The sequence below is a fragment of the Blastococcus sp. SYSU DS1021 genome, assembly GCF_054050995.1.
This window is the reverse complement of sequence record NZ_JBJHAL010000003.1, coordinates 101,052-127,115: the sequence shown is the minus strand read 5'-3', so window position 1 is coordinate 127,115 and position 26,064 is coordinate 101,052. Positions and strand designations below refer to the sequence as shown.

The 26,064-nt window shown below is 75.1% G+C and carries 19 protein-coding genes; 12 read left to right on the top strand and 7 right to left on the bottom strand.

Features of this window, described 5'->3' with window-relative positions:
• Positions 1-4: 4 nt before the first annotated feature.
• The 4 genes from ACI8AP_RS03430 to ACI8AP_RS03415 form a co-directional block, all read right to left on the bottom strand.
• Entirely contained in the window at positions 5-1,033 is a 1,029-nt protein-coding gene (locus ACI8AP_RS03430; protein ID WP_456587928.1) for an NAD-dependent epimerase/dehydratase family protein, read from the bottom strand.
• Entirely contained in the window at positions 1,003-3,612 is a 2,610-nt protein-coding gene (locus tag ACI8AP_RS03425) for an alpha/beta fold hydrolase (protein ID WP_456587927.1), read from the bottom strand. The genes ACI8AP_RS03430 and ACI8AP_RS03425 overlap by 31 nt, the downstream gene beginning before the upstream one ends.
• Entirely contained in the window at positions 3,609-4,676 is a 1,068-nt protein-coding gene (locus ACI8AP_RS03420; RefSeq protein WP_456587926.1) for a 3-oxoacyl-ACP synthase III, read from the bottom strand. Before ACI8AP_RS03420 ends, ACI8AP_RS03425 begins: the two co-directional genes overlap by 4 nt.
• Before the next feature lie 389 nt (positions 4,677-5,065).
• Complete coding sequence (locus ACI8AP_RS03415) at positions 5,066-6,184, bottom strand: ScyD/ScyE family protein (protein ID WP_456587925.1); 1,119 nt, start codon at positions 6,182-6,184, stop codon at positions 5,066-5,068.
• 470 nt (positions 6,185-6,654) lie between these two features.
• Between ACI8AP_RS03415 and ACI8AP_RS03410 the strand changes: the two genes are divergently transcribed.
• Positions 6,655-7,878, top strand: a complete 1,224-nt coding sequence (locus tag ACI8AP_RS03410) for a flagellin N-terminal helical domain-containing protein (RefSeq protein ID WP_456587924.1) — start codon at positions 6,655-6,657, stop codon at positions 7,876-7,878.
• A 509-nt stretch (positions 7,879-8,387) separates the two neighbouring features.
• Here ACI8AP_RS03410 and ACI8AP_RS03405 read toward each other — a convergent pair.
• Complete coding sequence (locus tag ACI8AP_RS03405) at positions 8,388-10,955, bottom strand: ATP-binding protein (RefSeq protein WP_456587923.1); 2,568 nt, start codon at positions 10,953-10,955, stop codon at positions 8,388-8,390.
• A gap of 88 nt (positions 10,956-11,043) precedes the next feature.
• The gene (locus tag ACI8AP_RS03400; RefSeq protein ID WP_456587922.1) at positions 11,044-11,841 is read right to left on the bottom strand and encodes a MerR family transcriptional regulator; all 798 of its coding nucleotides are present in this window, start codon (positions 11,839-11,841) and stop codon (positions 11,044-11,046) included.
• Positions 11,842-11,919: 78 nt separating this feature from the next.
• Here ACI8AP_RS03400 and ACI8AP_RS03395 point away from each other — a divergent pair, with 78 nt between their 5' ends.
• The 8 genes from ACI8AP_RS03395 to ACI8AP_RS03360 all read left to right on the top strand — a co-directional run bounded on the left by ACI8AP_RS03395 (position 11,920) and on the right by ACI8AP_RS03360 (position 19,994).
• Entirely contained in the window at positions 11,920-12,273 is a 354-nt protein-coding gene (locus tag ACI8AP_RS03395) for a nuclear transport factor 2 family protein (protein ID WP_456587921.1), read from the top strand.
• A gap of 498 nt (positions 12,274-12,771) precedes the next feature.
• A complete protein-coding gene (locus ACI8AP_RS03390; protein WP_456587920.1) occupies positions 12,772-12,960 on the top strand; it encodes a hypothetical protein in 189 nt (62 codons plus the stop codon).
• Between the two features lie 288 nt (positions 12,961-13,248).
• Complete coding sequence (locus ACI8AP_RS03385) at positions 13,249-13,899, top strand: trimeric intracellular cation channel family protein (protein ID WP_456587919.1); 651 nt, start codon at positions 13,249-13,251, stop codon at positions 13,897-13,899.
• Positions 13,900-14,384: 485 nt separating this feature from the next.
• Positions 14,385-15,344: a VanZ family protein gene (locus ACI8AP_RS03380; RefSeq protein ID WP_456588021.1), complete on the top strand. Its 960-nt coding sequence runs from the start codon at positions 14,385-14,387 to the stop codon at positions 15,342-15,344.
• A 349-nt stretch (positions 15,345-15,693) separates the two neighbouring features.
• Entirely contained in the window at positions 15,694-16,047 is a 354-nt protein-coding gene (locus ACI8AP_RS03375) for a nuclear transport factor 2 family protein (protein WP_456587918.1), read from the top strand.
• A gap of 206 nt (positions 16,048-16,253) precedes the next feature.
• Complete coding sequence (locus ACI8AP_RS03370) at positions 16,254-19,010, top strand: helix-turn-helix transcriptional regulator (protein WP_456587917.1); 2,757 nt, start codon at positions 16,254-16,256, stop codon at positions 19,008-19,010.
• Positions 19,011-19,114: 104 nt separating this feature from the next.
• A complete protein-coding gene (locus ACI8AP_RS03365) occupies positions 19,115-19,282 on the top strand; it encodes a hypothetical protein (protein ID WP_456587916.1) in 168 nt (55 codons plus the stop codon).
• Positions 19,275-19,994, top strand: a complete 720-nt coding sequence (locus ACI8AP_RS03360) for a hypothetical protein (protein ID WP_456587915.1) — start codon at positions 19,275-19,277, stop codon at positions 19,992-19,994. The genes ACI8AP_RS03365 and ACI8AP_RS03360 overlap by 8 nt, the downstream gene beginning before the upstream one ends.
• Here the strand turns inward: ACI8AP_RS03360 and ACI8AP_RS03355 are convergent.
• Positions 19,987-22,746: an AAA family ATPase gene (locus ACI8AP_RS03355; protein WP_456587914.1), complete on the bottom strand. Its 2,760-nt coding sequence runs from the start codon at positions 22,744-22,746 to the stop codon at positions 19,987-19,989. The genes ACI8AP_RS03360 and ACI8AP_RS03355 overlap by 8 nt on opposite strands.
• Before the next feature lie 229 nt (positions 22,747-22,975).
• Between ACI8AP_RS03355 and ACI8AP_RS03350 the strand changes: the two genes are divergently transcribed.
• The 3 genes from ACI8AP_RS03350 (at position 22,976) to ACI8AP_RS03340 (ending at position 25,865) form a co-directional block, all read left to right on the top strand.
• A complete protein-coding gene (locus ACI8AP_RS03350) occupies positions 22,976-23,938 on the top strand; it encodes an alpha/beta hydrolase (RefSeq protein ID WP_456587913.1) in 963 nt (320 codons plus the stop codon).
• 117 nt (positions 23,939-24,055) lie between these two features.
• A complete protein-coding gene (locus ACI8AP_RS03345; protein WP_456587912.1) occupies positions 24,056-24,805 on the top strand; it encodes an alpha/beta fold hydrolase in 750 nt (249 codons plus the stop codon).
• An 85-nt stretch (positions 24,806-24,890) separates the two neighbouring features.
• Positions 24,891-25,865 (top strand): oxidoreductase, encoded by a 975-nt coding sequence (locus tag ACI8AP_RS03340; protein ID WP_456587911.1) that lies wholly within the window; start codon positions 24,891-24,893, stop codon positions 25,863-25,865.
• The last annotated feature ends 199 nt before the right edge of the window (positions 25,866-26,064 follow it).

Here is a 26,064-nt window from a genome sequence, read left to right as displayed (position 1 = left end):
GGCGTCAGGCGGGGAGGACCGCGTCGTCCGGAGCCGTGTGCCGATCGCCGTACCAGGCGGCCAGCCGGGCGAAGCCCTCGTCGAGGCCGACCTCCGGCCGCCAGCCGAGCGCGGTCCGGGTCCGCCGCTGGTCGAACCAGTGCGCCGTCGTCAGCTGCTCGGTGAGGAACCGGGTCAGGGGAGGGGTCGACCGGCGGCCGAGCGCTGACCAGGTCCTCTCCACCACGGCGCCGGCCAGCCAGGCGGCGTGCGCCGGCACCCGACCCCGGGGTCCGGGCACGCCGGCCGCCGAGCACAGCCGTCGCAGGATCTCGGCCACCGTGCGGGGCTCACCGTTGGAGACCACCAGCGCCTCCCCGTGGACGGGCCCGCACGCGTCGACCCCTGCCACGAGGGCGGCAGCGGCGTCGTCGACGTACGTGGTGTCGATCAAGGCCGCGCCGGAACCGATGAGCGGGAGGCGGCCGCTGCCGGCCCGGGCGACGATCCGCGCCACGAGCTGCTCGTCGCCCGGGCCCCACACCAGGTGCGGGCGGAGGACCAGCACCGCGAGGGCAGCCGAGTCCGCGCCGAGCGCAACCTGCTCGGCCAGCGCCTTGGACCTCGAGTAGGCGCCACGCGCCCGGGCCGGGTCGGCCGGCCCTGCCCCGGCCCCGAACAGGGGTGCCCCGGCGTGCGAGACCGAGGGGGAGGAGACGTGCACCAGCCGCTGGACGCCCGCGGCGGAGCAGGCGGCGACGACGTTCCGCGTGCCCTCGACGTTGGCCCGGGCGTACTCCTCCCACGTCCCGGTCACGTCCACCTTCGCGGCGAGGTGGACGACGGCGTCCTGCCCCGCGGCCGCCCGTGCCACCACGGAGGGGTCGGCGATGTCCCCGAGCACCTCGGCGCAGGGCAGGCCCGAGGGACGGCGCTGGAAGACCGTCACCTCGTCGCCCCGCGCGATCAGGCGCTGGGCCGTGACCCGGCCGAGCATCCCGCTCGCGCCGGTGACCAGCACCTTCACGAGGTCCCGCCGCTCCGGGTCGCCCATCGCACCGGCGAGCCGGAGAGGACCCGGGTCGCCCGGCGCGCCAGTGCCGCCCGGTCGACCTTCGACTGGTGCCGGATGTCGACCGGCAGCGCCTTCGTCTCGAGCACGGCGGCGAGGTCCGTCCCGGCCGCGTCCCGGACCCGGTCGGCGAGCTCGACCGGTGCCACGGTCAGCCGCCCGGCACCGGCTCCCACCCGGAGGCGGGAGCGCCGTCGCCCGGGGCCGGCGCTGGGCACGACGACGGCGACGGCCACCTGCGCGCCTGCCGGTCCGACGCCGACGACCGCCGCGGCGGAGACGGCGTCCAGCCGCTCGATCCGCTGCTCCGGGCCGACCGGGGTCAGCGGCCCCTCCGCGGTGCTGATCACGTGGGCCAGCCGGCCCTCGATCCAGAGCCGTCCCGCGCCGTCCAGGTGCCCGACGTCCCCGGTGCGGTGCCATCCCGGATCGCGGGCGGCGGATCGCTCGGTGGCCCACAGCGCGTCGTAGCGGTCCTTCACGTGGGGGGCGCGCACGCAGACCTCGCCGGGAACGTGGGGCGCCTCGGTGAGCGGGCCGTCGGCCGCGCCCAGCGGGGAGAGCGGGCTGACGCGGATCTCGACACCGGGCACCGGGCGGCCGACGCAGACGCCGTTCCCCGGCCCGGCGGCCTCGACGTCGTCCAGGGAGACGTCGGTGACCGGGAGCGCCTCGGTCATGCCGTACGGCGTGTGCGCCTCGGCCCGCGGGAACGTCTCCCGGAGGGAGTGCAGGAGCGGGGTGGGCACGGGCGCGCCGGCCGACATGAGCAGTCGGACCCGGCTCAGCGCCGAGCGCTGCTCCGCGGTGAGCTGTTCGGTGGTGGCGGCGACGCGGCGCAGGGCGGCCGGTGCGGCGAAGACCACCGTGGCGTCCACGGCGGCCGCCGCGTCGGCCAGCTTCGCGGCGGTCAGCGTGCCGGGCTCCGTGACGTCGATGTCGGGCACGGACGACGCGATCCCGAGCCCCGGTCCGAGGATCGAGAAGGGAGCGAACGCGGCCACCAGCGAGTCGCCCGGCGTGAGGCGGTAGGCGGTCCTGACCAGCTCCAGCTGGGCGCCGACCTGGCGCTGCGTGTAGACCACGCCCTTGGCGGGGCCGGTGGCCCCGGAGGTGAAGACGACTGCGCAGTCCGAGTCCGCCGGGACCTCCTCGGGCGCGGCCGACGACCGGCCGAGGGCCTCCAGCGAGGCCAGGTCGCGCTCGGCGCCGAGGGCCCGGCGCAGCCGGGCCGTCGTCCGCCCCGCGACGATGCGCGTCCCGGCCAGCCCCATCGCCCTGGCGGCCGCCAGGCCGGCGGGGCCGCCCAGGACGTGGTCCGGCGCCGCTCCCCGGAGCGCGCGGCGCATGCCCCGGAAGCCGAGTCCCTTGTCGGCGACCACGATGACGGCGCCCGCGCGCCAGGTGGCGTAGACCGCTGCCGTCAGGTCCGCCGACGGTTCCAGCAGGAGCGCCACCCGATCTCCTGGACGGACACCGGCCGCCGCCAGGCCGGCGGCGAGGTCGGCGACCCGGCGGGCCAGCTCCGCCCAGGTGACTGAGTCCCCGCCGGTCTCCACGACGGCCGGGGAGTCGTCCTCGGCGCGGGCGGCCAGGGCCGCCCAGGGCCGGGCCGGCTCCACCGCCGTGCCGCGGCTGCCCACGGCCGCGGTGTCCGGTGCGGCGAAGGTGTCGGTCACCCAGGTGGCCACCGCCTGGGCGTACTGGGGCGCGTCCTCGGGGAGGAGGTGGGAGGCGCCCTCGTAGCGGTGCACCGCCGCCCGGGGCAGGCGCTCGCGCAGGTCGGCCAGGTACTTCTCGCCGAAGACCGGGTCACGAGGACCCCACAGGAGGAGCGCGGGGACGTCGAGGGTCCGGATGCCCTCGGCGATCGCCTCCTGCGCCGCACGGGAGGGGTGTCCCGTGCGGAAGGGGATGTCGGCGACGAACTCGCCCACGGCCCGGCGCCGCGCGGCCGTCGGGTAGGGCTGCGCGTAGGCCCGGCGGATCTCCCGGGGCAGCGGCGGCCACGACAGCGCCGTCGCCCCGCGGACGAACACCGAGCTGCCGACGGTGACGGCGGCGCGCAGGCCCGGCGCGTGCGCCAGCCGGATCAGCGCGGGCCCCAGGTCGCCCTCCGGCATGGCGACGGCGGTGTTGGTGAGGACCACGCCGCGCACGTCCTGCCGGTGCTCGAGCGCCCAGCCGAGGGAGATGATGCCGCCCCAGTCGTGGGCCACCGTGACGACCGGGCCGGTGACGCCCAGCGCGGCGGTGAGGTCCCCGAGATCGGCCACCCGCTGGGTCAGGGTCCGCGGCGCGGCCGGCCGCTCGGACCAGCCCATGCCCAGCTGGTCGGGGGCCACGACTCGCCACCCCGGCGGAGCGGCGGCGACCATCCGGCGCCAGAGGTAGGACCAGGTGGGGTTGCCGTGCACGCAGAGCAGGGTGCCGACCGGGTCGGGCACACCGTTGTCGAGCACGTGCCACAGGTGCTTCTCGCCGTCCGCACCGGGAACGGCGACCCACCGCGACCAGGACGGGTCCAGGCCCGGCAGCTGGACCGTCGCACCGGCTGTCACCAGGCGATCTCCAGGCAGCAGGCGTTCAGGCCCGAGCCGATCCCCATCAGCAGCACGCGGTCGCCGTCGGCCAGGGTGTCGGACTGCCCCGCCAGCGTGAACGGCACCGACGCGGGGCCCAGGTTGCCGCGGGTGGGGAAGGTCGTGGGCACGCGTGCCCGGTCGATGCCGAACCGGTCGCACAGGGCCCCGGTGTGCACCTTGGAGACCTGGTGGATGACGTAGCGGTCCATGCCCCGGGCCCAGTCGAACTCGTCCGCCGCGTCCGCCCACAGTTCACCGGAGAGTTCGAGGCCGGCGGCGAGGAGGCCCTTGAGGTCGGTCTGCATGCCGTCGTTGTCGCCGGTGCACAGCTGGTGGTGCTCGGTCCCGGCCCGGCTCACCGAGCCGACGAGCCGGTGGCCCTCGGGGTGCCGGTCGGCCCGGCCGAGCACCATGGCCACGGCGCCGGAGCCGAGGGTGAGGGTCGCGAAGTGGCCCATCACGTCCTTGGCCACGGTGTCCGGCCGGTTGAGCAGATCGATGGTGCGCTCCTGCACGGGTCGTGCGTCCTCGCCGTTGACGACGAGCGCGTACTCGACCATCCCGACGTCGATCATCGCCGCGGCCAGCTCCATGCCGTTGATGAAGCCCAGGCAGGCGTTGGTGACGTCGAAGTTCTGGCAGGAGCTCGGCAGACCGAGGGCGTCGTGCACGGCGACGGCCGTCGACGGTTCGAGGTGCTTGCGGCTGACCGACGTGTTGACCATCAAGCCGATGTGCGCCGGGTCGACCCCGCTCTCGCTGATCGCCTTGGCGCCCGCGGTGGCGGCGCCGTCGACGAACGACACCCCGTCGGCCCACCAGCGGCGCTCCTCGATGCCCGCGAGCCGCTGCAGCAGCCCGGGGCGCAGCCCGACGCGCTGGTAGGTGTCACCCAGCCGTTCGTCGAACTCGGCCGACGTGACGATCTGGGTCGCGTCCACCGTCTGCACGGTGAGGATCGCGGTGTTGCTGAATCGGTGTGTGGCGTTGCCGTTCATCAGGTCCACTCGTGAGGTGCGGCGGGCGGCCGCCGTCCTCATGCGCCACCCTCGTCCGGCGCGCTTACCCGTCGGGGCGACAGGTACACCGGCCGGGCCGTCGGCACCAGCATCGCAGCCGGACCGGGCCGGGGGGAGAGGGCGGTCGCCGGCGCAACCGCCGGGCTCGCTCGTGGGCTGGCGTGCCGGCCTGCGGACGAGGGGGGCCGATCGACGAGACTCGAGGGCCGCCAGCAGGTGGCCGTGCCGGTCCGGGCCGACGACGTCGACGAGCGCCCAGCCGCGTCTCGGTCGGTGGCGTGGGACACGAGGACCTCCGGTCGTGGGTGGATGCCGTCGCCGGCTCCGGTCCACGTCCGGAGGTCCTCGCCGAACAGGATCAGTCGATCCGTGCCGTCACACGCCTGGATCGACGTCTTCGGCCGGGTTCGCTAGAACGACCGCTTGGTCAGCCGCCAGACCTGCCCGTCGCTGTCCGGGGCACCGGTTCCCGTGCCGGGGGAGAGCGAGTTCACCGCCACGAACACGTTCCCGAGCCGGTCGGCGACCACGCCCGCCGGCGAAGGCGCGGGCAGCGTGGCCCGTGCGCCGGTCCTCGGCACCAGGACCACCTGGCCGGTCCCGGCATCGCCGCCGCGCAGCTCGCTGACGTACAGGTTGCCTGCCGGGTCCTGTGCGGCACCGGTGACGCCCGTGAAGCCGGTCCAGGTCTGCTGGATCGACCCGGTCCGCCGGTCCAGCTCCCAGACCCGGCCGGCCTCCGGAACCAGCGACCCGAGGCCCCCCACGATGATGTCCCCGTCCCGGCTGAAGGTGAGCGATGTCGGAACCGGGTCGCAGGAGAAGCTGCCGTCCTGGTTGGGCCGGGTGTCACAGGCGCCACCGGTGATGGTGGGCAGGACGGCGAACACGCTGATCCTGCCGCGCCTGTCCACGGCGAGGATGTCGTTGCCGGCGGCGTCGGCCACCAGCACCCGGTCGCCGATGTCGAGCACCGCGTACGGGTTCGACTCGACCCCCTGGCCGTCCGGGTCGTGCGCCGCCTCGAAGGCACGGATGTCGGCGACGACCGAGGCCGGCCGGCCCGCCGTCGCGCGCAGCAGCTTGCCCTCCTGCTCCTCCGGCAGCCCGGTGATGCCGTCCGGGACATCGACGTCCTTTGCGATGTAGATCTGACCGAGGGAGCGCGCGCTCGCTGCGTCGTTACCGGTCGCGGCGATCCCGGACGGACCGGCCTCGGACAGCAGCCCGGTCACCACACGCTCCGCGGTGACCCCGACGGCCTTGCCCGGGTGCCGCACGATGCTGACCGCCCCGGTGGTGCCGACGCACACCTCGTCCCCGTCCACGACGGCACAGTCGTCGCCGCCGGTTCCGGACTCCGCGATGACGAGGATCCCGTTCTCCGTCATGTCCAGCTGTCGGGGGTTGTCCAGGTGCCGCGCCACCGGAACCGGCGCCGTGCCCGGCGGAGCGGCAGCGGCGGGACTGATCATCAGCGTCGTGGTCGCCAGACCGGCGGTGACCGCTGCACACGCGAGACGTTTCATCTTCTCCTCTAGCGAGTCGAGGAGCTCGGCCGCCGGTACGACCCGGCGAGTGGCGCCGAACTTGGCAGGGTGCCCCGGGGCCGTCAACCAGTTGCTGCGTCGTGCGCGAGGGGAGAATGCGCTGGCCACAGTGCCGTTCGGCAGATCGCCGTGTGCCTGCGGGGCGCGGCACCCCGTCCTGGTCGCCGTGCAGGCGGACGTCGGGGTCGCGGCGACGTCCGTCTGCCCAGCACCGGCGCACGGCACGGGGCGCGGGACGTCAACGCTGACCTCGTGCCCGACGACGCCGGGCCGCGGTCGAGCGTGCCCGCGCGGCGGCGTAGCCGGACCCGGGCACGAGAGCACTACGGGCCCGTCGGTGGTCGCGATGGAACGTTGGTTCGGATCAACACCCCGCGCGCCCCGCCGATGATCACTGCGTCCGCTCCGTCGTCGTCGCGGAGGGACGCGTCGGGAGGGGGTGGGCAGCCATGCGGATCTCCACGAACGTGGCCGCGCTCAACGCATCCCGGTTGCTCCGGCAGGCCGACGACGGCGTGACGACGAGCCTCCGCCGGCTGTCCTCCGGACTGCGCATCACCAGCGCCGCGGACGACGCGGCCGGCTTGGGCATCTCAGAGGGGCTGCGCGCCCAGTCCCGCGGTACGGCGCACGCGGTGCGCAACGCGCAGGACGGCATCAGCGTGGTGCGGACGGCAGAAGGCGCCCTGACCGAGGTCTCGGCGATGTTGCAGCGCATGCGCGACCTGGCGGTGCAGGGGGCCAGCACGGCAGTCATGGGCGAGCTCCCGACGCGGGCGATCGGGGCGGAGTTCGAACAGCTGAAGGCCGGCATCGACCGCATCGCGCGCACCACCGCGTTCAACGGCACGGTGCTGCTCGACGGCGACTACGACCACCTTCTGCAGGTCGGCGCATCCCCGGGCGACACCCTGCGGATCACCTTCGGGGCCCCGGGCCAAGGGATGGACGCCACCGACCTGGGTCTGTCGACGGCCCACGTCACCCGCTACCAGCATCCGGAGACCGGCGAGTGGGGGAACGGTTGGGTCGGCGTCCAGTCGACCGGCACCCCGGCCGTCTCGGACGAGGAGGGGACGCCGGCGGCCGGCAGGCTCACGCTGGTCGGTGGCGAGTACGCCACCGGGGAGTACCAGGCCAGCTTCCGCGCGCTGACCGGCGTGGTGAGGTACGACGGGCAGGCGTTCTCGCTCTCCTCGGTCGACTACACCGGTGCGGAGACGGCGCAGGAGTACCTCGACGCCCTCAACGCCGCGGCGCAGGCGGCCCTCGGACCGGACTTCGGGGCCTTCACCGCCACACCGACGGGGCTGACGAGCACCGGTGCCACGCCCGGCCCCGGCTCGACCGTCGGCGACGCGGAGGAGCTCAGCCCCCGGTACTACGTGTACGGCGGGATGGCCGCCGTCATCCGAGCCGTCGACGGCGCCATCGGGCGGGTCTCCGAGATCCGCGCCGAGCTCGGGGCCTACGAGAACCGGCTCGAGCACACCGTCCGAGCGCTGAGCGTGGCGGGTGAGAGCGCCGCGGCCGCGGAGTCACGCATCCGGGATGCGGACATGGCCGTGGAGACGATCTCGCTCAGCCGTAGCCAGATCCTCGCCCAGGCCGGGGCGGCGATGCTGGCGCAGGCCAACCGGCGACCGGAGCTCGTCCTCCGCCTGCTCGGCTGACGGGTGCGGGCACGATGAGGACGCCCTCATGGTCGCCGCACCCGGCCGCCACGCTTCGTGCGCGCGCGGGTGTTCATCGACGATCGGTCATCGGTCAGCCCGTCCTGGGGCACCGTGACGTGGGCCGGATGCCGAAGGGCGACACGCCATGTGCGCCCACGGATGCGTCCAGATTCGCGATGACTTCCCGCCGAGCGCGGGCCAGGCCGTTGGCGCCGCTCGCGGTTGGCGCAGAGCACACCTTGGTCGTCGGCTTCCGGTTGGACGCGCGGCCCACCGCTCAGCCGTCGAGGCGCCGCGGACCTCGGATCGGAGGACGTGAGGCCACGTGTACCGCGCGATGATGACGGCCTGGACATCCTGACGAACGGTGACCACCGCACACGACGAGGCAGGGCGCCCATGACGTGCGCGCCCGATACGTTCGGCGCTGGCGTGAACCAGTGGTCCTGTGTCCGAGGGGCGACGCGCGCTACATGCGCGCACGGCTCCGACCGGTTGGCTGAGCGTCACCTGCCCGGACGCAGGTAGTCGCGGGCGAGGTCCAGCACCTCCGCCAGGGCCAGTCGGCCGCCCGCGGCGAACAGCTCGTCGAACCGCGCAGATCCGGCTGCCGCGCGCACGGCGTCCGCCAGGTCGCCGTCCCCGCGCATCGACGCGTACACCCGCAGCCCTGCGCGACGGCGCAGGCCGTCGGTCGCACCGGCGAGCAGCCCGGCCCGCTCGGCGTCCCCGTCGGCGAGGGACAACGCGGAAGCACCCGCCAGCGCCAGGCAGAGGCAGTGCGTGCTCTGCCCGGACACGCTGAGGTCGAGCGCGTCGGACAGAAGGGCGCGGGCCTCCTCGAGGTGGCCCCGGCCCGTCGCGAGCCCGGCCAGGACCACCCGCGAGACGGCAGCCAGCCACGGGGTGTCGAAGCGACCCGCCAGGTCGTGCGCCTCGGCGACGAGCTCCTGGGCGTCGTCGGCATCGCCGAGGGCGGCCTCCACGGATCCGGCGGTCACGAGCGCCAACCCTGTCCACATCGGCTCGTCGAGAGCGCGCAGCCGGTCGAGGGCAGTGCGCAACCCCCGCCGGGCGCCGTCCAGGTCGCGGACGAGCGTCGCGGCCCAGGAGAGGAGCAGGGGCGACACGGCGGACAGGTACGGGTCCTCGACCTCGCCGAGCAGCGCGGCCAGCCGCTCGCTGGTCGCCCGGACGGCCGTCGTGTCTCCGACCTCCAGGGCGGAGAGCAGGGCCGTGCTCAACAGCTCCGCGCGCGGCACTGCCGGCAGGGCGTCCTCGGTCGGCAGCAGCTCGGCCAGCCAGGAGCGCGCCTCACCGATGATCATGTCCCCGAGGCCCAGGAACGGCCAGAGGACCCGGAACGGCCACAGAACCCGGAACAGGCGGGGGAGCGGTGCCGGATCGTGGGCGAGGTGCCAGCGCACCGCGGTCGCGATGTTGTCGCTCTCCCGGACGAGGATCTCGGCGCACGCCCGCTGGCGGAAGCCGCGCAGCGGCCGATCGGCGCTCTCGGCGAGCTCGCGGTAGTGCTCGGCGTGGCGGCGACGCACCTCGTCGACGTCGGGACGCGCCGCCAGCCGTTCGGCGACGAAGGCGCGCACGGGGTGCAGCATCCGGGGTCTCGGCCCCGTCGGCCTCGCGGCGACGTGGATGAGACTGTGGCGGGCCAGGCTCTCGGTCAGGTCCAGCGCCCGGTCCTCGTCGAGGCCGGCGACGTGGGCAGCGGCCGCGAGGGTCCAGCCGTCGGCGAAGACCGCCAGCACCTCGAGCAGTGACCGCTCGGCGTCGTCGAGCATGCCGATGCTCCACTCCACCGCCGCGCGGAGAGTGCGCTGCCGCTTCGGGAGATCGGCCGTGCCCGTACCCAGCGTGTCGAGGGAACGGGAGAGCCGGCTCAGCACGGTGACCGGGTCGAGCAGCCGCATGCGGGCGGCGGCCAGTTCGATGGCCAGGGGCAGGCCCTCCAGACGGCGGCAGATCTCCACGACGGCCGGGGCGCCTTCCGCGGTCAGCTCGAAGTCCGGGCGTACCGCCCGGGCGCGCTCCAGGAACAGCCGGACCGCCGGGTTCTCCGCCAGGTGCGGCAGGTCCGCCGCCTCCGGGACCGGCAGCGGGGGAACCGGGTACGCCTGCTCGGCCTGCACCCCCAGGACGGTCCGGCTGGTCGCGAGCACCGCGAGGCGGGGGCATCGGGTCAGCAGCTCGGCCAGTTCCGGGCCGGCTGCGACCAGGCGCTCCAGGTTGTCGAGGACGAGCAGCCACCGGTCGCTTCCGAGGAGGTCGGCCAGGGCGGGTACCGGCGAGGTCGCACCGGCGAGGTCGGCGCCCAGTGCCCAGCCGATGCGCCCCACGACGGCGGCGGGGTCGGTCAGCTCCGCGAGCGGGACGAAGACGGTGCCGGCGTCGAACCGTTCGCGCAGCTGCTCGGCGGTGGCCAGCGCCAGGCGGGTCTTGCCGATCCCGCCCGGGCCGGTGAGGGTGACCCACCGTCGGCCGGGACGGGAGAGCAGGTCCGCGACCTCCTCGACGGCCTGCTGCCGGCCGACGAGCGACGTCGTGCTGACCGGGAGGGGGTCGGGGGTCAGGAGGGACCGGGGGACGGCGCCTCCTGACCGCGTGGCCGGCGCCACCGGAGCAGCCGGTGACGTCGCCGCGGCGGTGAACCGCTCGCTCAGCAGCTGGGCGAGGTCGTCACGGACCAGCCGGCCCAGTTCGGCGGGGGTCCGGAACGGACGGTAGGTCGCCTCCTGCTGGATCCGGCGGACCAGCTGTGCCAGGCGCGGATCGCGGTCGGGAGCGGGTGTCTTCAGGTACAGCAGCCGCGGCATCCCACGGGAGAGCTCGAACTCCTCCTCCAGACCGGAGACGTCCAGGCCCGGGACGAGCTCGCCGTACCGCTCCCAGTAGATGCCGAGGAAGACGTCGCTCTGCGCCAGGTAGGCCCGGTACACCTCGCCGGGCGGGCGCACGTGCGCGCCCGCCTCGAACATCACGGAGGTGAGCCGCAGCGCAGCGATGGCGCGGGAGACGGCTCGGCGCTCGGCCGCCAGCTCGCCCAGGGTCGAGCTCACGAAGACGCGGAGCCGCTGGTCTGGTGTCCGGATGCCCGGCATGGGGCAGGCCTCTCGTGGAACGTGGATCAGGGATGGGCAGCGACTATCAGCGCGGCGCCACGCGGAAGACCGGCCAGCCGATCTCCGTCTGCCACGCGGACGGGTCGGCCGTGTCGCGCGGGCCGACCAGGTAGCTCTCCCGCACCGGCCCGGCCACCGCCAGAGCGTTGGCCACCACCCAGGCGCCCAGTTCGCCGTAGGTGACGTCGATGTCGTCGTGCGGGCCGACGTGGGTGGTCACGGCGAGCTCGACGGCCGGCAGGGTCACCGGGTGCACCCGGCCCCGGTGCGGGGGGTGAGGGGTCGGCAGGTACACGAGCACGTGGCCGCGGCCGCTCTCGAACAGGGAGTTGTCGCTCAGGGTGCCCGGGGCACCGGTCGGCCCCTCGACCGCTGCGTCCAGCTCGGCCATGGCCCCGGCGTACCAGGCGAGGACCTCGTCGTGCGCCACCTCGTCCTCCACGGCGGCCACCGTCGTGGCCGCGACCGAGCGCAACTCCACCTGCAGCGGGGCCGGCGCCGGACGCAGCAGCCGGCGCAGCGACGCCACCGCGGCCCGGGTCCGGTCGAGCTCGGACTCGAGTCGCTCCAGGTGGTCGGCGATCAAGCGGGCGCGGGTGCGCGGATCGGGGGAGCGCAGGATCCGCTGGACGTCGGTCAGGGGGACGTCGAGCTCGCGCAGGCGGTGGATGACCTGTGCGGTCGGGATCTGGTCCGCGGTGTAGTACCGGTAGCCGCTCGCGGGGTCCACCGTCGCCGGCTCCAGCAGGCCTGCGTCGTGGTACCGGCGCAGGGTGCGCACGCTCAGGTGGGTCAGCCGGGAGAACTCACCGATCGCCAGCACGCGTGCACTGTGCACCCTCTCCCCGGGGGAGAGTCCAGCGCTTGACCCTCCCGGTCCGGGAAGCCGCACCGTCGGGACATGACCACACCGACCAGCATCCAGCCCGACCAGCTCCCGGCTCCGATCCGCGGCTACCTCGCCGCGCACGACGCCCGCGACGCGGATGCCGCGCTGCGCGCCTTCACGCCCACCGCCGTGGTGGTCGACGAAGGCATCACCTACCGCGGGACCGAGGAGATCCGCGGCTTCCTGACCAAGGCCGGAGCCGAGTTCACGTACACCACCGCGCTCGTCGGTGCGCAGCGCGTCGACAGCGCGCACTGGATCGCCGTCAACCACCTGGAGGGCGACTTCCCGGGTGGCGTCGTCGATCTCGGCTACCGTTTCACGATGGACGGCGACCGCATCACCGAACTCGTCATCGCCCCGTGACGACCGGGGTCCGGCGGTCACTCCTCGGCGCTCGGCAGGCTGTGCCGGACGTCGCCGGACCAGGTCGAGCGGCCGTGGCCCCGCCGGTCGTGCGCGATGCGCCGACCGCCGCGGGCCAGGAGAAACGCCCCCCTGCGTGTCCCGGTCACCCGTGGGGATCGTGCCCATGGCGGGGCCTCCTCGAATCCGTCGGGGTCCGCGGACCGGAGAGGTCCGTCGGACGAGGTGAGGGAGACGATGCTCGACCCGGGCGGGCGGGCTCCGCATCCGTCATGTGACCGGGCTCGGTGCGGTTCCCGGTCGGCCGCTGGGGCCGGCTGCGGCGTGGCCTCGTGGCGATCCCGACGCCGGCTCTCGACGTGGTGGCCGGTGACGAGCGCAGCTGGACCAGCCACGGCGAAGGCTGTGCTGGGGCGGCCCTCGCGTGCCGGGTACGCAGGCCGACGACCGGTCATCTGACGGATGTGCGTGCCCCGGCGCGCGGCGAGCGTTCCCGACATGACCTCGGACCGGGACGACCCGACCACGACATCGCAGAGCAGGGAGCCGGCCTCGCTCATCGCCGTCCGCCAGCTGGCCGCGGAGCGACGGCAGCATCGCGACGGCGACGACCGCCTCCTCTCGGCCGCAAGTATCCGGGCCGCCCGACGGCGGCACCCCCTCGGGCGGGACGAGAAGGGGCAGTGATCCACCGGATGTGCGGCCGGCGCCCCCCACCGCATCCGAGCCGGGGGCTTCCGGATCCGACCTCTGCCCGAAAGTCCCGCGCGCACCGGCAGCGCCGCGGACCAGCCGACGCCCTGGGGGCCGCTGCCTGGGGCGACCGGGCCCGCCGAGAGCTGCGCGCCGCGGGCGAGCAGAGCAGGCCGCGCACCCCGGAGGCCCGCGAGCAGCTGAGCCCGCAGGAACTGCTGGTCCCGCAGCTCGCTGCGCCGGGCCTGACCAACCGGGACCCGCCAGGAGGTCGGTGACGACATGCAGATCCTCGACCTGATCGGCGTCTTCGCCTTCGCGGTCTCCGGCGCCCTGATGGCGATCAGCCGCGACTACGACGTCGTGGGCATCGCGATCCTGGCGGTGGTCACCGCGCTGGGCGGTGGGATCGTCCGGGACCTCGTGCTCGGCGACACGCCGCCTCCGGCGTTCAGCAGGTGGCAGTACCTGGTCGTGGCCCTGGCGGCGGCTGCGGTCACCTCCGTCGCCCACCCCTGGCTCGCGCGGCTGAGCAGGCCGCTGCTCGTCTTCGACGCCGCGGGCCTGGGGCTCTTCTGCGTCGCGGGGACCGAGAAGGCGCTCGACCACGGCCTCGCGCCCGTGGCGGCCGCCCTGCTCGGGGTCACGACCGCCGTGGGCGGCGGCGTGCTCCGCGACGTCCTCGCCCGTGAGACCCCGGCGCTGTTCCGGGCGGACTCCGAGCTCTACGCGGTGCCGGCGGTGGTCGGGGCGCTCGTCGTCGGCGTCGCCTCGACGTTCGACGCCGACGGCCCGGCGCTGGGCGCGGGGGTCGCCGCCGCGATCTTCGTCGTCCGCGTGCTCGCCCTGCAGCGCCACTGGCGCGGTCCGCGGGCGCGCGGGCGGCGGTCCCCGGTCGGCTCCTCCCCGGTGGGCGGACCGCCACTTCCGTGACGCAACGAGCGGACTACCGCGATGCCGAGCGGTACGACGGGGACCCGCCCGTTGGCCAAGCCCCCACCGGGCGGTCACCGCGCTGCCGGTCCCGGGCGCGGAGGTCCCCGCCCGGCGCCGGCAGCAGCGCCCCGCCGAGGAACCGGGCCGTGACGTGCCGGGTGGCGCCCAGGGCAGGGCGCGGACCTGTCTCCCGCCGGCGCTCGATGACCGGGACCGGTTGCGCGCGCGTTCGCAGGCATCGGCACGTCGGCGACAGCTGCCGCGCGCATATCGCGGGCGTATGCCGAATCGAAGACGTCGTGGCAACAACCGGCCGACTGCACTGGGGTCCGTCCACCCGCACCGAGCCCGCGCCGGCCAGCCCGGCGGAGAGGAGTTCGACCATGACGACCAGCCACCACCGTCCACCTGCCGGCGAAGCGGGCGCGACGCCCCGGGCCCCGGTTCCGGGCCGACCGAGGGGGCGCCATCCAGGCTTGCTGGTGCTCGTGGCCGCCGCCGTGGTGCTCGCCGTCGCGGGCATCACGCTCGGTCCGGCCGAGGCCGTCGCTGGTGCCCGCCGGACCGTGCTGGCCGGCGTCGAGGCACTGTTCGCGCCCTGGCTGGACTCCGTTCCCCGGCGCCCGGTCGAGGTGCTGGCGAACGTGCTGCTGTTCGTCCCGGTGGGTGCGCTCGCCGCGTGGGTCCTCCGGCGCCGGGGGCCGCTGCTGCCGCTGGCCCTCGGGGCTGCGGCGTCGGCGCTCATCGAGCTGGCGCAGGTCGCACTGCCCGGACGCATCCCCGACGTGGTCGACGTCGCCGCCAACGCAGTCGGCACGGTGCTCGGCGTCGCGCTCGTCCGGGTGCACCTGGCGGCCCGGTCGCGACGTGCGCGGCGACGGCGACGGTGCGGGCCGCGCGCCGCGCTGGTCTGCGTTGCCATGCTCGTGGCATGGACCACCGGGTGCTCGGCAGCGGCACCGGACGGGTCCGCCGACGCGCCGGCACCGGGCGGGGGAGCCCCGACCGTCGCCGACGGGCTGGTCCCCGAGGGCGAGGAGCTCTCCCCGTTCGCCGACGTCCCGGCCATCACCGGCCTGGACAGCGAGCTGCGCACGGCCCTCCAGGACGCCGCCCGGGACGCGGCCGCCGACGGGGTGGACCTCCACGTCTCCAGTGGATGGCGCAGCGCTGCCCACCAGCAGTCGCTCTTCGATGCGGCGGTCGCCCGGTACGGCAGCCCGGAGGCGGCCCGGGCGTACGTCCTGGGCCCGGATGAGTCCGAGCACGTTTCGGGCCGGGCGGTCGACATCGGCCCGACGGACGCGATGAGCTGGCTGGCTCAGCACGGGGCGGACTACGGCCTCTGCCAGACGTACGCCAACGAGATGTGGCACTTCGAGCTCACCGTCGAGCGCGGCGGCGAGTGCCCCGCGCCAGCTCCCGACGCCAGCGGCGGCTGATCAGGTGCCGCCCGCCCGCGAACCGGCCCGCGTGGTCGCGGCCCGGCAGCCTCGCCGAGGCGCCTGATCCGCCGCCGCACGTCATCTCCGGGGACGACATCGCCCGGCGGATCGTCGCCGACGGCCACCGGAACAAGACCCTCATCCGCGGGGCGGGGGGTCAGCGCCGAGTCGCTGCTGGAGCGGGCGTGGCACGAGAACGCCGCGACCCCACACCGCGATCGGAAGCCACCCACCGTGACCTGCCGACCAACCTGCCCGGGCGGTACAGCTGGCGCGCGTGCACCCTCTCCCCGGGGGAGACTTCGAGCCTTGACCATCCCGCGCCGGGAGACCGCACCGTCGGTGCATGGCCAATCCGAACAGCACCCGACCCGATCAGCTCCCGGCCGCGATCCGCGGTTACCTCGCCGCGCACGACGCCCGCGACGTGGACAGCGCGCTGCGCGCCTTCACGCCCACCGCCGTGGTCGTCGACGACGGCACGACCTACCGTGGGACCGAGGAGATCCGCGGCTTCCTGTCCAGGGCCGGGGCCGAGTTCACGTACACGACCACCCTCGTCGGGGCGGAGCGCGCCGACGACGGGCACTGGGTCGCCACCAAGCACCTGGAGGGCGACTTCCCCGGTGGCGTCGTCGACCTCCGCTACCGCTTCGTCCTGGACGGCGACCTCATAACGGAGCTGGTGATAGCACCCTGACGACCGGCTCCGGCCTGCCCTACCGTCGCGGAGGGGGCCGCGGCCGCGACGGGGCCGCGGCGGGAATGGCACGGGCGGAGCCCTCTGCGGCCTGGGCGGTCCACACCGCGTGAGCGGAGGAGGGCGGAGACCGGCATTGCCGGCCCACGGCACGGCGTGCGTAGATCGCATGTGCAGGCCCGGGAGTGCACGGGGGTGAGCGGATCGTGATCGGACGGACCGAGCAGCTGGCCGTGCTGACGGCGATGCTGGACTCGGTGGCCGCCGGAGGCCGGGCCGCCGTCGTCTCGGGCGAGGCCGGTATCGGCAAGACCACCCTCGTGGCGGCGTTGTCGGCGCAGGCCCGCCACGCCGGCTTCCGCGAGCTGCGCTGCACCGGGGTGCAGAGCGAGGCGACGGCCGGGTTCGCCGGCCTGCACGAACTGCTCCGCCCGGTGCTCGACGACGCCGCGGCACTGCCGGGGCGCCAGCGGGCCGCCCTGCGCTCCGCCTTCGGGGAGTCCGACGGACCCGCGGACCGACTGCTCATCCACCTCGCCGTCCTGGGGCTGCTGGAGGAGGTCGCGCACCGGCAGCGGCTGCTCGTGGTGATGGAGGACCTGCAGTGGCTGGACAGGTCCAGCGCCGAGGCCCTGGAGTTCGTCGCCCGCCGGCTCAGCAACGCCCCGATCCTGATGGTGGCGACGGTTCGCGCCGGGTCCGGCGACCCCACCCCGCTGCCCTCCACCCAGATCGCGCGGCTGCACCTGGGCCCCCTCGACGAGGAGGAGGCCGCCCTGTTGCTGGACGGTCTCCCGCACCGGCTCGGCGAGCACGACCGGCGGCAGATCCTCGCGGAGGCCGCCGGGAACCCTCTGGCCGTGCGCGAGTTCGCCGCCGCCGTGAGCGCCCGGGACGGCGGTCCGGCCCCGGCGGGCCCGCTGCCGACCACCGCACGCCTCGAGCGGGCCCTCCTCGCCGGGGTCGACGCCCTGCCCGAGGCCAGCCGTCGGTTCGTGCTCCTCGCCGCGGTCGCGGACGTCGAGACGCTGCCCGAGCTCATCGCCGCCGGGCGCCTGCTCGACCTGACGCCCGAGGACCTGGCACCGGCCGAGGAGGCCGGCGCTGTCACCCTGGTGGGGGAGCGCGTGCGCTTCCGCCATCCGCTGCTCCGCTCGGCCGTCCGTGGAGCGGCAACCTGGTCCGACCGCGCGGCGGCCCACGCAGCGCTGGCGGCGGCGACGCCGGACCCGGGCGCCGCGGCCTGGCACCGCGCGGCGCTCGCCTTCGCGCCGGACGAGACGATCGCCGCCGAGCTGGAGGCGGCGGCTCGGCGGTCCCTGCAGCGGGGGGCACGGCCCGACGCCGTCGTCACGCTGCGCCGCGCCGCGGCGCTCTCGGCGGAGACCGAGGCCCGGGCGCGTCGGCTGATCGCGGCGGCCGTCGCCGCCCGCCAGGGCGGCCGGGCGTGCGACGCCGTCCAGCTGCTGGAGGAGGCGCTGCCCCTCGCGACCGGCGCGGACGTCGTCGCCACGGTCGCCTCCACCGAGGTCATGCTCGGCGTCACGGCGGGCACGCCCGTCCGCACCGCCGGGGAAGCTGTCGCGCTGGCGGAGGGGCTGGCGGGCAGCAGGGGCGACGAGCACCCGAGGCAGCGAGCGCAGGTGCTGGTCGGGGCCGCGGCGTTGGCTTGGATCCAGGGGGTGGACGAGCCGGCGAGGAACCGGCTCGCCGACGCCCTGAGCGCGGTCGACCCGGGAGGTCGGGACCCCATGGTCGCCATCGGGCTGGCCCTCGTGGACCCCGCCGCCCACGCGGCCCGCGCCCGTGCGGCGCTGCCCGGACTCACCGGCTTCGTCTCCGACTACGCCTACACCGACCGCACCGAGAACCACCCCGGCAGCAGCGAACTGGTGCTCGCGGCCGCGCGCATGGCCGAGGCGATCCAGGACTTCGCGGCGGCCTCCAGCCTGTGGGACCTCGGCGCCATGTTCTTCCGCGGCGGCACGGGTGTGCTCAGCGACGAGGCGCAGGTCTTCACCGGGCGCGGTGCTCTGCGGCTGGCGAGCGGCCGACTCGCCGAAGGGCTCGCCGACTCGGCGCACGGAGAACAGCTGGCCGGGGAACTCGACCTGCCGGTCCTGGCCGGCCTCGCGGCGGCCGCCGCCGCGCGGGGGCATGCCTGGTCGGGCGCGGACGAGGCAGCGGCCCGCGCCCGCGCCCGCGCCCTAAAGCTCTCGGGCGAGCAGCCCTCGGCGCTGGTCCGCGCGCTGGTCGCGTGGGCGGCCGGGCTGGGAGCCCTCGGCCGCCGCCGGTACGAGGAGGCGCTGCCGGCGCTGCGCGACGTGTTGGTCCACCCCAGTACCGCGCTGCTGGCCTTGGGGGACCTGACCGAGGCCGCCGTCCGTTCCGGTGCCGCCCCCACGATCGAACCGGTCGTCGCCGAGGCCGAGCGCGTCGCCGCGGCGTTGCGCTCGACGCACCTCCAGGCCCTGGTGCACCGCAGCCGCGCGCTGCTGGCTCCCGGCGCGGAGGCCGCGGAGCGCTTCGAGGCCGCGGTCGAGACCGGCCAGCGGGCGGGCTCGCCGCTGGAACTCGCCCGCAGCCGGCTGGCGTGGGGCGAGTGGCTCCGCCGGCACGGTCAGGTGGTGGCGGCTCGTGGCCACCTCGCGGAGGCGCTGCACGTGTTCGACACCGAGGGCGCGGCGCCCTGGGCGGAGCTGGCGGCCGCGGAGCTGCGCGCGGCGGGGGTGGTCCCCAGCCGCAGCACGCCCTCGGCCAGGATCGACCCGGCCCAGGTGCTCACGCCGCAGGAACTCCAGATCGCCCGCCTGGCCGCCAGCGGTCTGACCAACAAGGGGATCGCCGACCGGGTCTACCTCTCGCACCGGACGATCGGGGCGCACCTCTACCGCATCTACCCGAAGGTGGGGATCACCAGCCGGGCCCAGCTCCGCGACGTCCTGGGTCCGGTCGGGGACTGATCCCGCCACCGGCCGGCGGGAGCGGTCATCGTACGGATGTGGCACCCGGCCGGTGCTCCCTAGCGTCGGTGCCGCATCCGTCGAGACCGCGGGGGGAGGGCGCCGTGGACGATCGTGAGCCCGCCTGGGTGGTCGCGATGCGCCAGCTGGCCACCGAGGCCAGGCAGCGCCGCGAGGACGGCGTCCGAGCCCGGGTCGGCCTCGACGCCGCGAGGAGCCGCCCCGCCGCGAGCCGGCCGGCCCCGTCCCCGGACGACGACGACCATGAGTGACCTCCTCGAGCTGCTCCTCGCAGCGCACGGCGGACTGGACCGCTGGCGGGCGGCGCAGCGCATCACCGGGCGGCAGCGCACCGGCGGACGGCTCGGCGCCGTCAAGGGGCAGCCCGACGCGCTGGCCGACGTCGAGGTGTCCGTGGACCTGCACCGGGAGCGCGCCTCGTACGCCCAGTTCCCCGGGCCGGGGCAGCGCACGGTCGTCACCCCGGGCCGGGTCCACGTCGAGAGCGAGGGCGGCCGGACCCTCGAGTCCCTGCCGGACCCGCGGGCGTCGTTCACCGGCCACGGGTTCACGACGCCGTGGACGGCGTTGCAGCAGGCCTACGTCGGCGGGTACGCGATGTGGACCTGGCTCACCGAGCCGTGGCACCTGACCTTCCCCGGGGTGCGCACGGTGGAGATCGATCCGTGGACCGAGGGCGGCCGGCGGCTGCGCCGGTTGCTGGTCACCTATCCGGTCACCATGGCCACGCACAGCCGCGAGCAGGTGCTGTACGTCGACGGCGACGGGCTGATCCGCCGCCGGGACTACAGCATCGACGTGGCCGGCGGCCTGCCCGGCGCCGACGTGGTGAGCGAGCACCGCGAGTACTCCGGGCTGGTCGTCCCGACCCGGCGGGTCGTGCACGGCAGGGACGCCGCGGACCGCGCGGTGCCCGGTCCGGTCCTCGTCTCGGTGGACCTGGCCGAGGTCACCGTCACCTGACCGGCGGCGCCGCCGGTCCTCGACCGCCCGCCTGTGCCCGCAGGGCGTCGCGGAGCTGGGCCCGGTAGGCGATGCCCAGCTTCGGGAACACGCGGGCCAGGTGGGTCGCCACGGTGCGGGGGGAGAGGGCTGTGCGCGCGGCGATCTCGCGGTTGGTCAGGCCTTCGGCAGCCAGCTCGGCGATCCGCCGCTCCTGCGTGGTGAGCCCGGTCAGGGGTGCCCCTCGGCGCGGCGCCGCGTCGGGGGTGCCGCCGGCAGCCCGCAGCTCGGCCGCGGCGGCGTCGGCCCAGGGGCTGGCGCCGGCGGCGGTCAGCGTCTCCAGTGCGGCGGCGAGCTGCTCCCGCGCGGCCGCGATCCGCCGCTGACGGCGCAACCACTCGCCGTAGACCAGCCGGGTGCGGGCCAGCTCCAGCGGCGCGTCACTGCCGAGGCCGGCCGCGACCGCGACCGCGTAGGCCTCCCCGGCCTCCTCGCCGACGGAGAGCAGTGCCCTCGCCCGGTGCACGAGGGACCACAGCGACGGGGAGTCGACGGAGCGGGCCCGGCGCTCGGCGTCGGCGACCACGGCGGCCGCCGAGTCACCGCGGCCGGCACGCACGGCTGCCTCTGCCAGGTCGGCCACCGCCCACGCGGCGGTCGTGGGGTGCTGCCCGACGAGCGCGAACTCCTGCTGCGCGGCCCGGTAACGGCGCTGGTTCATGGCCACCAGCCCGGCGGCCCAGTGCGCCCGGGCGCTCACCACGGCGGTGCGGTGCGATCCGGCCAGCTCCCGGTGCCGGCGCAGGGCCACCTGCGCTGCGGCGTCCGCACCGCGCCAGGCGTGGGCCCGGGCGGCCACGACCTCGGCGGCAGCGGCCAGCAACGGCAGCTCGGCGTCCAGCGCCGTCCGGGCTGCCGCTCCGGCGTCGGCCAGCGCGTCGACCAGCTGCCCGCTCAGCACCCGGATCGCTGCCCGGCCGCACAGGAACGATGCCGCGTCCCCCGGCGCCTCCGCCGGGGTGTGCAGTCGGCAGCCGTCGTCCCAGACCGCCTGGGCCGCCGGCACGTCGTGCAGCGCCTCCGCCATCGCTGCGAGGCTCGCGAGGGCCCACGGGTACCGGGACCGGACGACGTCCAGCAGCTCCAGCGGGGCGGATCGGGACTCCGCGGCGCGGGTGGACGGATCGAGCAGCGCAAGGCCGACCGTCTTCAGGGGGTGCGGAGTGTCGTCCAGGGTCTCCAGCCCTCCGCGGACCGCCGCGCGGGTGGTCTCGGGCGCCGCCAGCTCCCAGGTTCGCGTGGCTGCCGCGGCGAGGAGCTGGACACGGGCCTCGGGATGGTCACGGCCCGACGGCCCGCCCAGGCGTCCGGCCACCGCCACCAGCTCCTCCGGGGACCGGCCGACCACCAGGTCGGTCCCGCTGCTGAGTGCCCACTCGGCCAAGGCGAGCTCCCGGACGGCGTTCCCCTCGTCGGCGAGCGGCATGGCTTCCCGCAGGGCATCGACCGACTCCCGGGTCAGGCCCGCACGCCGGGCCGACTCCGCGGCGGAGACGAGCCGGCGGACCCGGTTCCCGAGAGCGGGGGAGAGGGCGGCGGCCCGGCGCTGGGCGGCGAACGCCTCCCACCGGGCACCGCGCTGGAGTGCGCGTGCCGCCGCGGCCTCCAGTCCTGCCGCGACCGACTCGTCCGGGCCGTAGCTGGCCTCCGCGCGGTGCCACGCGACGCGCTCGGGGTCGTCCGCCAGCCCGGCCAGCAGGTGGTGCGCCGCGGCGCGCTCCGCCGACGTCGCGGCACCGTAGACGGCCGAGCCGATGAGGGGGTGCCGGAAGGAGAAGTGACCGCCGGTCACCGCCCCCAGGCCCGCGCTCTCGACCGGCCGGAGCAGCGCGACCGCCTCGTCGAAGCCGCCCGCGGCGGCCACGACGCGGAACAGCGGCACGTTCCCGCCGTCCGCCGCTGCCACGAGCAGGAACTGCCGGCTGGCGGCCGGCAGCTGGTCGAAGGACTCGAGGAACGCCTGCTTCATCCGTGCCGTGGTCGGCAGCTGATCGGGCAGCGCGGGCGCCGCGGCCGGCCGGACGGCGCCGGGCGCGGTCGCCAGCTCGGTGAGCGCGAGCGGGTTCCCGCCGGCCACTGCGACGACCGCCTCGCGCATGCCCGGGGCCAACTGCGGGGCGACGGCCTCGAGCAGCCGTTGGGACTCCGCCTCGGTGAGCGGAGCCAGGGTGAGCCGACGGCCCGGGAAGTCCGCCGGGGGGACCGGCGCATCGGGGCGGCTCCGCACCGTTGCGAGGAGCAGCAGCGGCAGGTCGGCCAGCCTGCGGGCGAGGAAGACGAGCACGTCGATGCTGGACTGGTCGACGTGGTGCAGGTCCTCGACCACGACGAGGGCGGGCCCGGTGGCGACCACCTCCTCCATCAGGCGGAGCACGGCGAGGGAGAGGAGGAGGGGGTCGGGCGCCGGTCCTTCCTCCAGCCCGAACGCCGTCAGCAGCGCGGCCCGCTGGCGCGCGGGCAGGGCGCCGACCCGGTGCAGCGCCGGGTGGAGCAGCTCGTGCAGGGCGGCGAACCCCAGGGACGCCTCGCCCAGGACACCCGAGCACCGGAGCTCCCGGAAGCCGGCCGACCGGGCCATCTCGGTCGCGGCCGCGGCCAGCGCCGTCTTGCCCAGGCCGGCGTCGCCCTCGACGACCAGCGCGAGACCCGTGGTGGTCGCCGTGCGGACCGCCTCGCGCAGCACGGCGAGCTCCGACTCCCGCCCGATCAGCACCGCCGGTCCCTCCTGCTCCGAGCACGGCCACGCCGTCGGCCCCGGCGGGTGCACGGTAGTCCAGGTTCGGGCCCGGTGGGGCCGGCCGGGCTACCGGACCGCTCCGGGGACGTGGCGGGGCAGTCCGGAAGCGCAGTCGATCGACGGATGCCGGGGGGCGGGGGAGAGGTGCCAGCGTCTGGCCGTCCGACGGCGCAGCACGCGCCGTCCCGACCGGAAGGACCGATCCATGACCACTCAGCAGACCCCGCCCGTCGTCCTCGAGCCGGAGTTCCAGCAGCTCGCCGACGCCACCGCCAACCCGCCCTACCTGTACGACCTCGGCCCCGAGTCGGCTCGGAAGGTCCTCGACGACATCCAGTCCGGCGCCGTCGAGAAGCTCCCGGTGGACGAGCACTGGATCACCGTCCCGGCCGACGTCGGCGACGTGCCGGTCCGGATCGTGCGGCCCGCCGGAGCGTCCGGGCAGCTCCCCGTGCTCCTCTACATGCACGGCGGCGGATGGGTTCTCGGCAATGCGGGAACGCACGACAGGCTGGTCCGAGAGCTGGCCGTCGGCGCCGACGCCGCCGTGGTGTTCGTCGAGTACAGCCGGTCACCGGAGGCGAGGTACCCGGTGGCCATCGAGCAGGGCTACGCCACGGCTCGGTGGATCACCGAGCAGGGCGCCGAGCACGGTCTGGACGCCACCCGGCTGGCCGTCGCCGGCGATTCGGTGGGCGGCAACATGACCGCGGCCCTCACCCTGATGGCCAAGGACCGCGGTGACGTCTCCTTCGTGCACCAGTCGCTGTACTACCCGGTCACCGACGCCGCGATGGACACCCCCTCCTACGTCCGGTTCGCCGAGGGGCCGTTCCTGAGGGCGAAGGCCATGGAGTGGTTCTGGGACGCCTACACCACCGACCCCGCCCAGCGGGCCCAGGTCACCGCGTCGCCACTGCGGGCCACCCCGGAGCAGCTCGCGGGTCTTCCGCCGGCGTTCCTCCTGGTGGCCGAGGCCGACGTCCTGCGCGACGAGGGCGAGGCCTATGCCGCCGCGCTGCGCTCGGCCGGCGTCCCGGTGACCACGGTCCGCTACGACGGGGTGCACCACGACTTCATGATGCTCGACCCGGTCAGCCAGACCCTCGGCGCACGCGCCGCCATCGCGCAGTCGATCGCGATGCTCCGGGCGGCCTTCGGCAAGTGAACGAACAGTCGATCGACGTACGCGAAGCAGCCGCCGCGCTTCCTACGTTCGCTCCACCAGCGCCGCGACGTCGGATCCGATGCACCGGGGCCGCTGTCCACCGAGAGGAAGAGAACGATGACCACCAGCACCCTCGAGGCCCGCACGGACCCGAGCAAGCCCACCGTGGTGCTCGTCCACGGGGCCTTCGCCGACTCGTCCAGCTGGAACGGCGTGATCACCCAGCTCAAGGCCGACGGCTATCCCGTGGTCGGGGTGGCCAACCCGCTCCGAGACCTGCACCGCGACGCCGACTTCGTGCGCAGTGTCCTCGACGACGTGGACGGGCCGATCGTCCTCGCGGGCCACTCCTACGGCGGCAGCGTGATGAGCGAGGCGGCCGACGGCAATCCGAAGGTGAAGGCGCTGGTGTTCGTCGCCAGCTTCCTCCTGGAGGAGGGCGAGAGCACCGGTGAGCTGGCCGGGAAGTTCCCCGGCAACGAGCTCGGGCCGGCCCTGCGCCCGGTGTCCGTCACCGGTCCCGACGGGCAGCCTGTGGACGACCTCTACATCGAGCAGGAGAAGTTCCGGGCGGTCTTCGCCGCGGACGTGCCGGAGGACGTCGCCGCGCTGATGGCGGTCACCCAGCGTCCCATCGTCGCCGACGCGCTCGAGGGGAAGGCGACGAAGGCCGCGTGGAAGACCATCCCCTCCTGGAACCTGATCACGCGCCAGGACCTCGCCGTCCCGGCCGAGTCGCAGCAGTTCATGGGCGAGCGTGCCCAGGCGACGAACGTCGAGATCGACGCCTCCCACGCCGTGACGGTCTCCCAGCCCGGCGCTGTTGCCCGGCTGATCGACGAGGCCGCCCGCGCCACGGCCGGCTGACCGGACGGCGCCTGTGACACCGGGCCCGCCCCGTCGTCGAGACGGGAGAGGGCGGGGCGGGCCCCCGCAGGATCGGGTGCCGGAGATGCACGCGTTCGACCTGATCGGCATCTCGTGCGGAACCGGGCGATCGGGGTCGAGTCGAGGGCCGGGCGGTCGGCGGTTGCTGCGGCAACGCCCCGAGGTTCGGCGCGGTGAACACGCCGACGATCGTCGCTCGCACGACGAGATCTCGGCCGAGCGCACCGTCCTGGACGACAACGGAGGAGCAGAGATGGGAAGTGCGGATCGCGGGCGCCTGGATGGGCGTCGAGCGCTCGTCACCGGCGGGTCGAAGGGATCGGGTGCAGCCGTGGCCGAACGGCTTCGCGCGCTCGGCGCCGACGTGTATGCAACGGCCCGGACGATGCCCGACGGGTACGAGTTCCCGGACCGCTTCATCGCGGCCGACACCTCGACCGTCGAGGGCACGGCGCTCGTCGGGGCGCGTATCGAGGAGACCGGTGGTGTCGACATCCTCGTGCACGTCGTAGGAGGTGCGTCCACGCCATCCGGCGGGTTCGCGGCGATCACGGATGAGCAGTGGATGATCGAGTTGAACCTCAATCTCCTCGGCGCCGTGCGGCTCGATCGAGCGCTTCTGCCGTCGATGGTCCGGTCCGGGCACGGCGTGGTGCTCCACTTCACGTCCATCCAGCGGCAGATGCCGCAGTACGACGCAACTCTCGCGTACGCGGCCGCAAAAGCCGCGTTGCGCACGTACAGCAAAGGCCTGGCGAACGAGCTCGCGCCGCACGGTGTGCGGGTCAATGCGATCAGTCCCGGGGGGATCGAGACCGAGGCCTATGAGAGGTTCGTGGATCGGATCGCGGAAGGGAATGGCCTGAGCCGGGAGGGAGCGAAGCAGAGGATCCTCGACTCCCTCGGCGGAGTCCCTCTCGGCCGTTTCGCGAGAACGGAGGAGGTCGCCGATCTCGTGGGCTTCCTGGTGTCCGACCAGGCGTCGGCGATCGTCGGTGCGGAGTACGTCATCGACGGCGGTACCGTCCCGACGGTCTAGACCGATGGGCATCGGAGCCGGCGCGAGCAGCCGTGTGGCGACACGAGCGATCCCCGCCTGGGTGGCTGCCGCCGCTCTTCCACCACCCGGACAGAGCTTCAGCAGCCGCGAGGCGTGGTCCGGGCTGTGACGAGGACGGGGGCGCCAACCCGTCCAGGGCGCGCCCGCACGCAGAAGACGTGCCCTGTCGGAAAGGAGT